Raw genomic sequence first — 12,535 nt, 5'->3', positions numbered from 1 at the left:
CGGTGATCGTTCCGGCTTCGCCTCAGCAAGTTCCGTGCCCACGGAAACACGGCGATCGTAGACCCCCGGGCGCCTGTTCGAGCGCCGCCCCCTGGGAATCACCGTCATCCCCGAGATCTTCACGGCGTACGCATGCCCACTTCACCTTCGCAACCCGGAAAGACCGGACTTTCCCGGCCGCCCGCACGGCGACCCCGTGCCCCGGCGCCCCTCCCGGGCACGGCCCCCCACCCCCACCTCGATAGGCTCGACCCGCCCCCGTCACCACGGGGCGCACGGACGACGGGGGCAGGGCCGGTGGAACAACGGGGAGCGGGGCCGGTGGAACAGCCGCGCGCACAGCAGGAGTCCGAGCGGCCCGAGCCGGAAGCCACGGGACGGACCGGGCAGACGCCGCAGGACCGCGCCCGGCGGACCGCGCAGCCCTCGCAGGATTCCGCCCGCCGGATCGGCCCGTACCGGCTGATCACCCGGCTCGACCCGCCCCACCCCCCGCCGCCCTGCCGCCGGTTCGTGGCGCGCTCCGAGGACGGTGAGCACACCGTCCTGCTCCACGCCCCGCTGCCGGGCACCGACCCCGCCCGGTTCGCCGCCGAGGCCGAGGCCGCCCGCTACCTCCTCGGGCCCTGGATCGCCCCGGTGACGAGCGTGGCGGGACCCGGCGAGGCCCCCTGGTACGCGAGCCCGTACGTCCCGGCGCTCCCCCTCCCCGTGGCCCTGGCCGTCCACGGCGGCCCGCTGCCCGAGGTCACCGTCCGCGCCGTCGGCGTCGCCCTCGCCGAGGCGCTGGCCGCCGCGCACGGCCAGGGCCTCACGCACGCCGGGGTGTCCCCGGCCGCCGTCCTGCTCACCGCGGACGGCCCCCGGCTGACCTGCTTCGGAGCGGTACGGGCCGCCTCGGACGACGGCGAGCCGCGCACCGGCCTGCCCGGCCTCGACCCGGGGGCGCTCGCCCCCGAGCAGGCCACGGGCGGCCGGCCCCGGCCGCCGGGCGACGTCTTCGCGCTCGGCGCCGTCCTCGCGTACGCCGCCACCGGCCACACCGTCCCCGAGCGCGACGAGATCCCGCCCGCGCTCCGCGCGCCGATCGCCTCCTGCCTGGCCCGCGACCCGGCCGACCGGCCCACGGCCGCCGCCCTGATGGCCTCGCTCGCGCCGCCGACCGCGCACGAGACGGTCCTGAACTCGGCCGGCTCCCTCCTCGCCCCCGGCTGGCTGCCGGGCCGGGTGGTGGCCGCGCTCGCCCGCCAGTCCTCCGAACTCCTCGCCGCCGAACTCCCGGCGCCGGCCGGGGTCTGAAAGCCCCACAGCTCGCAGAACCACTCCCCGCCCGCCCCTCCCTGGATCTGACGGACCTGACCTCATGCTGTCGCCCCTGACCCACGACGACCCGGCCGCCGTCGCCTCGTACCGTCTCCTCGCCCGCCTCGGCTCCGGCGGCATGGGCACGGTGTACCTGGCGCGCACCCCCGGCGGCCGTACCGTCGCCCTGAAGACCGTGCACGCCCGCCTCGCCACCGACCCCGCCTTCCGGGCCCGGTTCCGGCTGGAGACGGACGCGGCGCGGATCATCGGCGCCCGGCACGGCGCGGCCGTCGTCGACGCCGATCCGCTGGCGGAGACGCCGTGGCTGGCCACCGAGTACGTCCTCGGCCCGCCGCTCGACGACGCCGTCGCCCTCGGCGGCCCGCTGCCGGAACCGACGGTCCGGGCCCTGGGGGCCGCGCTCGCGGGGGCCCTCGCGCAGCTGCACTCCTCGGACGTGGTCCACCGGGACCTGAAGCCGTCGAACGTCCTCGTCACCGCGTACGGCCCGAAGATCATCGACTTCGGCATCGCCCGCGCGGCCGGCGACGACCACCTGACGCGCACGGGAGCGGCGGCAGGCACACCCGCCTTCATGTCGCCGGAACAGGCGAGCGGCCAGGAACACCCCCCGGCGGGCGACGTGTTCGCCCTCGCCGGCGTCCTCGTCTTCGCCGCCACGGGCCACGGCCCCTTCGGTACGGGCTCCCCCGCCGACCTCCTCTACCGCGTCCGCTACGCCGACCCCGACCTCACGGGCGTACCGGAAGCCCTGCTGCCGCTCCTGACGGCCTGCCTCGCCAAGGACCCGGCGGCCCGCCCCACCACCGGCACCCTGTCCGACCACCTCCACGACGGCCACGGCGAGTTCGCGGACCACCTCCCGCCCCTGCTCCTCACCGACATCGCCCGCCGCGCGACGGACGTCTGGCTGCACACACCACACCGCCGCCCGGCGCCGACGGAATCGGCGCTCACGGAGACCACCCCGAGCACCCCCCTCTCCCGCCGCCGCGCCCTCACCCTGGGCGGCGGCTCCCTGCTGGGCCTGGCGGGAGCGGGCGCGGGGGTGTGGGCGTGGCTGGGGTCGCGGGACACCACCCGGGCGAGCGATGCCGGTCCGGCGGCCGCCGGCCCCACCGCGATCCCCGCCAAGACCGCCTCGGACGGGGCGCCGGCGGCGCTGTGGCAGGGGGCTTCCCTGGACCGGGAGGAGAGCATCACGCCGCTGATCGCGGGCGATGTCGTGGGGTTCGCGGAGACCGTGTCCTTCCGCGCGCTCGACATGCGGAAGGGCACCACGCTGTGGGACGACTCGCTTCCGGAGCCGAACCAGATCACCACGGACGGGACCTACTTCTACACGACCGAGGGGGGGCTGGGCCACGAACCCGTCGCCCTACACATCCGCACGCTCGCGCCCCGCACCGGCAAGGAGACGGCCCGGATCATCGAACTCAAGGGCTTCGAGGGCTCCATGTCCGGCACGGACGTCCTCACCGCCTCCGGCGGGCGCCTCTTCGCCTCCTCACGCATCGGCGACCGGGTGGGTGACCGGTTCACCGGCCGCCACCTGATCTCCGTCGACCTGCGTACGGGCAAGGAGGTCTGGCGGCAGCCGTACGAGGGGGGCAACGCCCGCCCCTGGCTGTCCCAGGTCGTCGGCGGTCTGCTGGTCATCGGCAAGAACAGCGACGACCTCAAGTCCTTCGAACTCCAGGCACGGGATGTGCGCACCGGACGCCGGCTGTGGGGACGGAGCATCCCACTCGAGGAATCCCAGCACTACTGCCCCGGGCAGCTCGCGACCGACGACCGGCACGTGTACCTCGGCGGCGACCGCCTCCGGGCGCTGCGGCTCACCGACGGCGGCGTCGCCTGGGAGTACGGCGTAGGCTCCGCGTTCGGGCTGCCGGCCGTCTCGGACGGTCTCGTCCACGTCAACGAGGCAGGCCGCGGCCTCGTCGTCGTGAGCGCCGACAACGGCGAGAAGCGCTGGCAGGAGGCCCCGTCCGGCCGCAGCCTGACCCCGGAACTCCTCAACGTCCCCGTGGTCGGAACGAAGTACGTGTACGCCCCCGTCCGGGGCGGTCTGAGCGCGATCGACCGCACCACCCGCCGTTCGACGTGGGTGTTCCCGACGGACGCGAGCCGGTACGTCGTCGACAGGGCACGGACGCGGATCATCGGAGCCGGGGCGTCCTCCGTCGTAGCCATCCCGTTCGCCTGACCCATCGGTGACCCACCGGCCTGCACGCCCCCTTCCCCCTCGTCCTGGAAAGCAGCCTCGTGACCACGCAGCCCCTCGCCACCGGCGACCCGCTCCGGCTCGGCCCGTACCGCCTCCTCGGCGTCCTCGGTGAGGGCGGCATGGGCAAGGTGTACGTCGGCAGGGACGGCGCCGGAGTCCCCGCCGCCGTCAAGGTCCTCCGCCCCGAACTCGCCCATGACCAGCACCTCGCCCAGCGGTTCGTCCGCGAGGCCGACATGGCGCGGGCCGTCACCAGCAAGGGCGTGGCGCGGGTCCTGGGGGCACAGACCGAGGGCGGCCGGCCGTGGATCGCGGCCGAGTTCCTCGCCGGCCCGACACTGGACGAGGCTGTCGGTGCGTACGGGCCGATGGACGAGGCCACCGTGCGCGCCCTGGCCGCCCAGCTCGCCCGTACCCTGCACGACATCCACGCGGCCGGTCTGGTCCACCGTGACCTCAAGCCCGCGAACATCGTGCTCACTTCGACCGGCCCGCGGGTCATCGACTTCGGCATCGCGCGACCCGAACACGGCCTGACCCTCACGACGACGGGCCAGATCCCGGTGACGCCGGGGTACGGGGCCCCGGAGCAGGTCCTCGGTCAGCGCGTCGGACCGGCGTCGGACGTGTTCTCCCTCGGCGCGGTCCTCGCGTACGCGGCGAGCGGGCGGCGCACCTTCGACGGCGCGCACGTGGCGGCGGTCCAGTACGAGGTCGTGCACGGCGCCCCGGACCTGAGCCTGGTGCCGCCGGGGCTCCAGGAGCTGATCGGCCCGTGCCTGGCGAAGGATCCGGTCCACCGCCCCGCGCCCCCGCGGATCGCCGAGGCCTTCGCCCCGCCGAAGGGCGCCGACCGCGCCTGGCGCAAGGGCCCGCTCGCCGACGACATCAAGCGGCGCGAGACGGCCACGAAGCGTCTGACAGCGCCCGCGGACACCTCTGTACCCGCCGCGTCACCGTCACGGCGCCGCTTCCTCACCGGCGCGGCGGTGGGCGTGGCCGTCCTCGGCGCGGGCGGCGGGGTCGGGGCCTGGTGGCTGAACCGCGACGGAGCGAAGTCCCCGACCGCGGCCGTGCCCCCGGCCGTCGCCACCCCCGAGGCGGCCTTCGTCTCGCTCATCGACAGCGAGCCGGGCAAGGCCCCGGATGCGCTGTGGGGCCCTCTCGACGTCACCGCTCCGAACGGCCATCTCCCGCTGCCCGTACGCGATGTACTGATCGTGCAGGCGAAGACGGGCGACCTGCTCGCCCTGTCCGTCACCGACGGGAAGGAGCGGTGGCGGGCCAAGGACATCGACGCGGACGCCGGTTTCGTCTCCGTCGCCGACCGGCTCGTCGTCGGCGCCGACGGAAACGGCGTCCTGAACGCGTTCGTCGCCTCCACCGGCAAGCCCGTCTGGCAGACCCGGTCCGACGTCGAGCACCTTCTCGCGGCCGACGACACCCACGTCTACCTCGTGACGAAGGACAACGAACTGAGCGCCGTCGACGCCTGGACGTGCAAGACGGCCTGGACCCGCCCGATGACGTCCCCGCGCTCCCCGAACGGCCCCGCGAAGGCGGCCACCGGCGGGAAGCGGCTCGTGGTCCACGGCCGGGACGGACAGGTCGACGTCGTGGACACCACGACGGGCGAGACCGTATGGAAGATCAAGGGCCAGGGCACCCACGGTCAAGCCCCCGCGATCGGTGGCGACACCGTGTATCTCGGCGGCCCCTCCCTGATGGCCAGGCGTCTCGACGAGGGCAGTTTCCTGTGGGAGGAGGAGTCCCGGAACTTCGGCGACGAGCGGCTGGGCTGGGCCAGCCCGGCCACCGACGGCACATCGGTGATCGCCGTCGACGGTTACCAGGCCTACCGCTTCAGCACCCTCGCGGATTCCGGCCGCGCGAGCACGGAATGGATGGAGGTCCTGGGCGAGATCGGCAGCACGACCGGCACCCGCACCGCCCCAGCGGTGGAGGGCGGGACGGTCTGGCTGCCCGAACCCGACGACAGCACTGTCCGGGTGGTGAACAAGACCGCCACCGCCACCCTGTTCACCGCGACGATGGAGCGCCAGGGTCCGTACCAGCTCGTGAGTGACGCCCACCGCGTCTTCATCGCACGCGGCGGCCGGATCGCGGCCATGCCGGTCTACGGCGAGTGAGGGGCCCCTACGCGGCTACAGCCGCTCCTTCCCGGGCTCAGGCATTCCCCGGTCCGGGTACCTTCGCCTCGTCCGCACAGCCCCACGCCACGGTGGCGCGGTGGACGAGATCCTGGAGGACGACATTGCGGTCCGCAGGGTCGTCGTCCGACGTGCCCCGGGTCGTCATCCACCCCAGGACGACACCCAGGTCCCCGCAGCGGAACCAGAGTTTCGCCTCACCCGCGATCGAGTACCCCTCCAACCCTACGAGCGCCTCGGCGGAACCCCCGGTCCTGTCGAGGTTCGGCGCCTTGGGAACCCTCGCGAAGGAGAACCTCACCAGGCTGTCCGCCTTGTCGCCGCCGACCAGCCGGATCACGCAGACAGGCTGGCCGTTGCTGGACCACAAGTGCGCGCGATCGTCGAACGAGGACAGCTCACGTGCGCGTTCGGCCACGGCCCGACCGGTCCGGGCCAGCCTCTCCAGTGCCCGTGCCGCCGGCTCCGAGAACCCACCGCACGTCTCCCCGATGGCCACGGTTCCCGGCGGCTCCTCGTCCGCGGTCCCGCATCCGGCGAGCAACACCACCATCGCGCCGGCCCCAGCCACACCACACCTGAGTCGCCGGTTCACTTGTTGCCGTCCATCCTGTCGGCGGTCCCGGCCCCACGGTCGTACGCGTTGAGCGACTCCTGAAAGAGGGTGGTCCGCTTCTCAGGCGGCACGTCGTGCAGTTCCAGGTAGTTCATCAGCGCGCTCTGTGCTCTCTCCTTGCTCAGCTCGCCGAACCCCTCCGCGTCGAGAGCGGCCTTGCTGGTGAAGTCGGCTTCGTTCTCCAGAGCCTCTTCACTGAACCCGTTGCCCCAGTAGGTCTCCAGCGCGGAGCTCCCCGCATCGACGAGCAACGGCACGAGGGTCTGTGCCGCCACACCGGCTGTCGGACCCAGGAAGGGTGTCACCGCCACCCCGACACCCGCACTCAGCCCCAGGCTGAGCCCTGCTTGCTTCCAAGCCGCGCTCTTGGCGTATTCGAGGTTCGCCTTGTCCTCGGCGTCCTTGTACGTGGCGTTGATCTCGCTGATCCGCCCCTCGGTGAGCGCACCGAACGCATAGGCGCCCGCGTTGGAAGCCATCCGCGCCTTCTCGAGGTCGTCGGGGTAGGCCACCATCGCGCTGTCGGTGAACGCCTGCTGGGAGGCCGAGAGAAGCTGGTAGTTTCCGTCCTCCTGAGCGGCGATCTGCAGGAATTTACGCGCGACCGATTCGTTGACCGACATGTGGTCCGGTCCGTGGTGGCGGAACACGTCGTCCGGGTCGGAGGAACCGGTGGCGAGACCCTCGCTCGCCAGCCCCCAGTTCAGGTCGTCGATGTATCCGGCGCCCATCCGCCCCAGACTCTCCCCGATGCCCGCCCTGTCCTTCAAGAAGTCGGTGTCGTCGGCGACAGAGGTCACCACCTGCTCCATGATGTTGGCGGAGACCGCGTCCCTGCGAACGCCGAGGTCCTGCGCGTCGTAGGGGACCCCCAGCGTGGCCGCTTCCAGGGCGTGTCCCAGTTCGTCCCAGCCGGCCCCGACGTCCTTGTCCTCGTCCCGGACACCGTCGTCGGGCCACTGACGCTCTTCGAGGAGATACCTCAACTCAGGATCCATCTCTTCGGTGTTCGAGCTGTTGCCGGAGTCGTCACTGCGCCAGTTCTCCGACTGGAACAGCGCCTTAGCCGCCTCGGGGTTGTGACCGAGGGCCTCCATATAGCCCGCCATCGGATCCTGACCGCGGTCCGTGCCACCGACGTTCAGACGGTACATCGCTCCGTCGGGGCGCCACAGGTCGCTCGCCTTGCCGCCACTGGCCTGCTCGAAGGCCAGGAGATCCTTGCCGTACTTCTTGAGGAAGTCCGTGTCGTACTGCCCGTACCGCAGGAGACTGCTCATCACCTGGAAGCTGTACGGCCCCGTCGTCTGGGCCCCGGCACGGTAGTCGATCTCCTTGATGCGCTCGGGACCGATGTCCACCATGCCGCTCTTCCAGCCCTGCATGGCCGGGCTGTCGGAATGGGTGGCCGTTGCGAGCGTGTACCCGAGGGACTTCTGCAGGTCCGCCAGGGCAGCGGTCTCCTTGTCGCCGGTGTCCTGCTTGTCGGCGACGGACTGCCAGAAGTTCACCGTGCCGCGCGGTCCGAGACCCACGGCGAACTTCTCCGCGAAGTGGGGGTCTCCTTCATGAGCCGCCATGAGCTGATTGAGCTTCTCGAGCTGCTCCGTGCTCAGGTTCTTCCCGGCGATGGCGTCGAGCGCGAGCGCCTTCGCCGCCTCGGCGTCCTTCTCCGCCGCCTTCCGCTGCGCCAGGGCGGCGTCGACGCTGTTGGCCGTGTCGGCGTCGAAACCCCGTTCGCGTCCGTTGTGGTCCTGGGAGAGTGCGTAGTGGAGGGCCTCGTCGGCCTCACCGGCATCGGCGACCGCTCGCTTGATGGCGTCGTTGTAGCTGTGAACGGCGTCACTGTAGGACTTCTGAATGATCCCGGACTGATCGGCCTCTTCCGGAGAGATGAGGAGATGGACCCTCCCTTCCGGGGAGATCCTCATGTAACGGTCGCCGGCCACTGCCGACTCGACGTCGCGGATGCTCTTCTGGGCCGCGCTGAACCGGCTGTGAGCGCTGCTCAGGAGAGCGTGGACGTCCCGCGCCTCCTCAGCTGCCGCGAAGATCTCCTGTTCAACGACGGTGAATGTCCCGTACGCGGCCTCGGCTGCCTCGCCGGTCCAGTCCGAATCCCGCAGGTTCTGGGTCACGGTCGATCCGAAGGACCGTTGGATCTCCGAGAACGCGCCAGGGAGCCTCTTCCACTGCGTGACGGCTTCCATGAGGGGTCCGAGATCGACGTTCTTCAGCTGCTCGTACGTCACAGGCATGCCTCGACCTCACCCCTTGGCATTCGACTCGGAGGACTCGCCGTTCTTACCGTCGTCCATCCCCTTCATGGCGAGGGCGCGGCGCCTCTCCTCATCCCGGAAATCCGATGCGGCACCCCGCAGGGCCCCGACGACCTTGTCGCTCAAGAGGCCTCGGACATAGGCCGTCTGGGAGTCCCAACGCGTCTGGAAGACCTTGAACCCCGCAGCCGACTTGAAGCCCTTCAGGGAACCACCCACCTGCGAGGTCTCTTTGGCCGCGGCGTCGTCGGCGTGGACGAAGTTCTCCAGGATCGTCTCCGCTGCTCTGGCTCGGCCGTCCAGAACCTTGGCGTCGACGTGCAGGCGGGTCCCCGGGCCGCCTCGCCCACCGTTCCCGTCGTCCACGGTGTTGAGCCGCATGGACACCGTCTCGACGGCCTGCGAGCGCGCGGACGCCCACTCCTGATCAAACGACATGCGCTCTCCTACGCCCCAGTAGTTGAGGTACGTCAACAGCCCAGCCTATAAGGGATGCGGGCGTGACCTCACACGCGGCGTGAGCGGAGCACGGTCACGGCGACCGCGGCACCGATCAGCACGGCCGCGCCGATTCCGAGGCCGATCCAGAGGCCGGTGTCGCCGCCCTCGTCGCTCGCCGCCTGCGGCGCGGGTGCCGGTGCCGGCGCGGGGGAGTCGGCGGAGGCCTGGGGGGCCGACGCAGAGGCCGACGCAGAGGCCGACGGAGCCGCCGTGATGGTCTCCTCGAGATCCTCGATGGGACGGACACCGGCCGGGCCGGGGTCGCCGGGCGTCTTCAGCGCACGAAGCGGGCGGATGACCCCGTAGCCGATGAAGTCGCTGCGCTCCTCGCCCCCGGAGGGCTTGGCGACGGTGTTGAGCATGACCTTGAGGACCTGGTTGTTGGTCCAGTCGGGGTGCTTCGACCAGATGAGCGCGGCGGCGGCGGCGGTGAGGGCGCTGGCATCACTGGTACCGCTGGACGTGCAGGTACCGGCGGCACAGGCGGAGACCGTGTCCTTGCCCGGGGCGGCAAGGTCGACCTGTGCGCCGGACTGGGACATCGGGATGTGTGTCGCCTTGCTGTCGACAGCGCCGACACCGACGACGCCGGGGGTCGCCCCCGGGTACTCCTTCTGGTTTCTCTTGTCGCCGGTGTTGCCGACGGCCGCGAAGACCAGGGCGTCCTTGTCCAGGGCGTACTTCACAGCTTCCGTGAGCTGCGGTGACCCCTCCGAGGCGCCCAGCGAGATGTTGACGACCTTGGCACCGGAGTCGACGGCGAAGCGGATGGCTTCAGGCATGAACTTGTTGAACGCACGGTTGGCTGCGGCCTGGCTCATCTTGCCGCCTACCGCCGGCACGCGCACGGGCAGGATTTTGGCTCCAGGAGCCAGCCCGTACGCGCCCTGACCTCCGTTGGCCTTGCCCGTGCCCGCGATGAGGGCGGCCATACCGGTGCCGTGGCCGGCGTAGTCGGTGAACTCGTCACCGGTTTTGTTCGGTTCGAGGTTCTTGCCCTTGAGTACCTGACCCCGCAGGTCCGGAAGCGTCTTGTCGACACCGCTGTCGATGACCGCGACGGTGACGCCCTTGCCCGTGCTCAGCTGCCAGATCTCCTTGGCGCCGAAGGCGTCCAGCTGCCACTGCTTGACGCCCTCCGCGTGGGCGGGGACGGAAGCGATGCCCACCAGCAGCATCCCCAAGGCGGCCGAGGCGGTGACTCGGAAACGACTCCGACGAATACTGCTGGTAGACATCTGCTTCCTCGCGCTGATCAGTCGATGACGGGCGGCGCCGTGCGGCGGTTGCCCTGCTGCCAGGTCTCCTCGTCCTCGACAAGATAGTCGGGACGCTCGCCGTTCTGTTCCTCGCGCTCGCGACCGGCCGGCGTGGAGCCTCCGCGGACGAGGCCGGAGCCACCGGGCGTGAAGGGGCGTGCGGCACCGCCTACGGCACCTGCCGCGCCGGCGCGCTGCGCCTTGCCGCCGACCACTCCGCCGGTCTCGCCGGCGAGGCGGCGGCCGCCGCTGATGCCGTTCTGTCCGGCGCCCATGCCGCCGCCCATCGCGCCGCCCATACCGCCGCCCATCGGGCCGCGGCCCATGGCCGTGCCGTTGCGACCGCCGGCCTCGGTGCCGATGACGGTGCTGCGCGGGATGCCGGTCGTGGGCCTGCCCGTGGTGCTGGGCACCGCACGGCCGCCGCTGATGCCCTCGCGGGTGCCGCCGAGCGGGCCGGGGACGCCCGGCAGGCCGCGCGGGCCGCCGGTGATCGGGCCGCGCGGGTTGCCGGTGCCGCCGGTGACGGGCATGGTGCGGCCCTGGGGCCCCGGGTTGCCCTTCACCTGCAGCGGAGGGACGCCGGTGGTGACGAACGGCGGTGTAGCCCCGTCCGGCTTGGTGACCGGCGGCGGACCGCCGGGGGTCTGCGTCGTCGGCCCGGTCGGCGTGTGCGGCAGGGTGTCCACGCTGTCGATGCCGAGGTCCACGGGGACTTCGGGCGTCACGTCCGGCCGGACCTCAGGGCGGATGACTTGCGTCGGCCCGTTCGTGTCCTGGGACGGTGGCACCGAGGTCTGCGAGTCGGGCGTGGTCGGAGTGTGCGAGGGCACGCGCGTGGTGTGCGTCCCCGTGCTCGTCTCCGTGTTCCCGGAGTACCTCTCGCCCTGCGACGAGGGGTAGCCGTTCGAGGAGGTCCCCTCCCTGAGGTGCCCACTGTTCGCCGGCACGAAGTCACCCGGCGGCGGCGGGAACGTCGGCGGCGCGAGAGCCTTCATGTGGAAGCTCGACCAGTAGTACGCGCTGGACAACTTCTCCATCTCGGCTGCCGCCGCCTGCTGGTTCGCCCTCCTCTTGGCATCGATGGCTGCCAGATCCGTGTCGGCGGTCACCGACTTCTGGGCGTCGCGCGCGATGGTCGCTGAGTCGGGGTCGTTGCGGTGGTTCTTGGCGGCTTCGAGGCTCGCCTTGGCCGCCCCAGGGGTGGTGTAGCGAGGAATCGCGCTCTTCGCGGAGGCCATCGCCTGGGAGGCTGCGTCCATCTGGGCGGCGGCCAGAGTGCTGTACTTGCTGAGCGAGTGCGTCGAGCTCACCACATCCGCGGCCCACTCAGTGAACGCCTTCTCCGCCTCGCCCTTCCAGTCCACCCGGCCTGTCCGGTTCTTCAGCTGGTCGGCGATACGCTCCAGTTCCGCGGCCGCCGCCTTCAAGCGATCGGCAGCGTTCCTCACCGGGTACGTCTCGGCTTCGTCCAGCCAATCCAGCATCTGCTGATGTTCCATGGAGCGGAAGTTCGTTCCGCCGCTGCCGCCGCCGCCCTCTGCAGGACTCATCTGCTGCCTCTTCCCCGTGTCCCCTGTGTTCTGTCCGCGTCGTTCTACTGGAAGGAGCTGTCGTTCTCCGGGTCCTTGCCGGTCCTGCTGCCCTGGCTCGGCGGAGCACTCCGACCCGCGTCCTTGTCCGCCTTCTCCTTGGCGTCCCAGGTCCGATCGTGGATGTTGATCATCTTTCGCTTGGTGTCCTCGTCCATCTGCTCGAAGCCGTCCTTGGACGCGACGACAGCGATGCCGAGACCTTCCAGGCAGTCCTTCAACAGGCCGGACAGATCCGTCAGTTGCGCGAGGACGGCGTTGTACGAGTCGTACACGCCGTGCGCCTCGATCCAGGCCGCGCCTCCGCCGCCGAACTGATTGCGCGTCACCGGGTCGGCCTTCATCTTGCCCGTGTCGGCCTCGGACGAAGTGAGCATCTCGATCAGTCCGTCGATACTGGCCTTGAACTCCGTCATCGACTCGGAGTTGTAGCGCACGGCATCCGCGCTCATCGCCTGCATCCCGTACGCGCCCCCGCCCACGTAGGCTTCCATGCCCGCGCTCCTCCCCCGTGTGAACAACCATGCTGTGTACCGCACAAGTCTAGAAGTTCACTGTAGT

At 71.2% G+C, this 12,535-nt stretch carries 9 protein-coding genes; 3 read left to right on the top strand and 6 right to left on the bottom strand.

The features are described 5' to 3' along the window. Positions 1 to 447 precede the first annotated feature (447 nt). The 3 genes from ACIRB7_RS05255 to ACIRB7_RS05245 all read left to right on the top strand — a co-directional run bounded on the left by ACIRB7_RS05255 (position 448) and on the right by ACIRB7_RS05245 (position 5,706). Positions 448 to 1,299 (top strand): serine/threonine protein kinase, encoded by an 852-nt coding sequence (locus ACIRB7_RS05255; RefSeq protein WP_403594327.1) that lies wholly within the window; start codon positions 448 to 450, stop codon positions 1,297 to 1,299. 64 nt (positions 1,300 to 1,363) lie between these two features. Then, positions 1,364 to 3,535: a PQQ-binding-like beta-propeller repeat protein gene (locus ACIRB7_RS05250; protein WP_403592623.1), complete on the top strand. Its 2,172-nt coding sequence runs from the start codon at positions 1,364 to 1,366 to the stop codon at positions 3,533 to 3,535. Between the two features lie 59 nt (positions 3,536 to 3,594). Then, positions 3,595 to 5,706: a serine/threonine-protein kinase gene (locus ACIRB7_RS05245; RefSeq protein WP_403592620.1), complete on the top strand. Its 2,112-nt coding sequence runs from the start codon at positions 3,595 to 3,597 to the stop codon at positions 5,704 to 5,706. Between the two features lie 37 nt (positions 5,707 to 5,743). On the opposite strand, the gene ACIRB7_RS05240 is transcribed toward ACIRB7_RS05245, so the two are convergent. The 6 genes from ACIRB7_RS05240 to ACIRB7_RS05215 form a co-directional block, all read right to left on the bottom strand. Continuing rightward, the gene (locus ACIRB7_RS05240) at positions 5,744 to 6,280 is read right to left on the bottom strand and encodes a hypothetical protein (protein ID WP_403592618.1); all 537 of its coding nucleotides are present in this window, start codon (positions 6,278 to 6,280) and stop codon (positions 5,744 to 5,746) included. A 38-nt stretch (positions 6,281 to 6,318) separates the two neighbouring features. Then, a complete protein-coding gene (locus ACIRB7_RS05235) occupies positions 6,319 to 8,601 on the bottom strand; it encodes a hypothetical protein (RefSeq protein WP_403592615.1) in 2,283 nt (760 codons plus the stop codon). Positions 8,602 to 8,610: 9 nt separating this feature from the next. Continuing rightward, a complete protein-coding gene (locus ACIRB7_RS05230; RefSeq protein WP_403592612.1) occupies positions 8,611 to 9,096 on the bottom strand; it encodes a hypothetical protein in 486 nt (161 codons plus the stop codon). 32 nt (positions 9,097 to 9,128) lie between these two features. Beyond that, positions 9,129 to 10,301 carry a type VII secretion-associated serine protease mycosin gene (mycP, locus tag ACIRB7_RS05225; protein ID WP_403594324.1) on the bottom strand — a complete coding sequence of 391 codons (1,173 nt, stop codon included), beginning with the start codon at positions 10,299 to 10,301 and terminating at the stop codon, positions 9,129 to 9,131. A 77-nt stretch (positions 10,302 to 10,378) separates the two neighbouring features. Further along, positions 10,379 to 11,935 (bottom strand): hypothetical protein, encoded by a 1,557-nt coding sequence (locus ACIRB7_RS05220; RefSeq protein WP_403592609.1) that lies wholly within the window; start codon positions 11,933 to 11,935, stop codon positions 10,379 to 10,381. A 44-nt stretch (positions 11,936 to 11,979) separates the two neighbouring features. Next, positions 11,980 to 12,468, bottom strand: a complete 489-nt coding sequence (locus ACIRB7_RS05215) for a hypothetical protein (RefSeq protein WP_403592606.1) — start codon at positions 12,466 to 12,468, stop codon at positions 11,980 to 11,982. Positions 12,469 to 12,535 lie beyond the last annotated feature (67 nt).

The sequence above is a fragment of the Streptomyces sp. NPDC093795 genome (assembly GCF_044764665.1).
Taxonomy (GTDB): Bacteria; Actinomycetota; Actinomycetes; order Streptomycetales; family Streptomycetaceae; genus Streptomyces.
The sequence above is the reverse complement of the archived record's forward strand: the minus strand, read 5'-3'. Positions and strand labels throughout refer to the sequence as shown.

What these genes read in the sequence shown, in the direction of transcription:
- mycP (WP_403594324.1), bottom strand. Translation starts at nt 10,301, where the DNA reads ATGCTGCTGGTGGGCATCGCTTCCGTCCCCGCCCACGCGGAGGGCGTC.
- ACIRB7_RS05220 (WP_403592609.1), bottom strand. Translation starts at nt 11,935, where the DNA reads ATGAGTCCTGCAGAGGGCGGCGGCGGCAGCGGCGGAACGAACTTCCGC.
- ACIRB7_RS05250 (WP_403592623.1), top strand. Translation starts at nt 1,364, where the DNA reads ATGCTGTCGCCCCTGACCCACGACGACCCGGCCGCCGTCGCCTCGTAC.
- ACIRB7_RS05215 (WP_403592606.1), bottom strand. Translation starts at nt 12,468, where the DNA reads ATGGAAGCCTACGTGGGCGGGGGCGCGTACGGGATGCAGGCGATGAGC.
- ACIRB7_RS05240 (WP_403592618.1), bottom strand. Translation starts at nt 6,280, where the DNA reads ATGGTGGTGTTGCTCGCCGGATGCGGGACCGCGGACGAGGAGCCGCCG.
- ACIRB7_RS05235 (WP_403592615.1), bottom strand. Translation starts at nt 8,601, where the DNA reads ATGCCTGTGACGTACGAGCAGCTGAAGAACGTCGATCTCGGACCCCTC.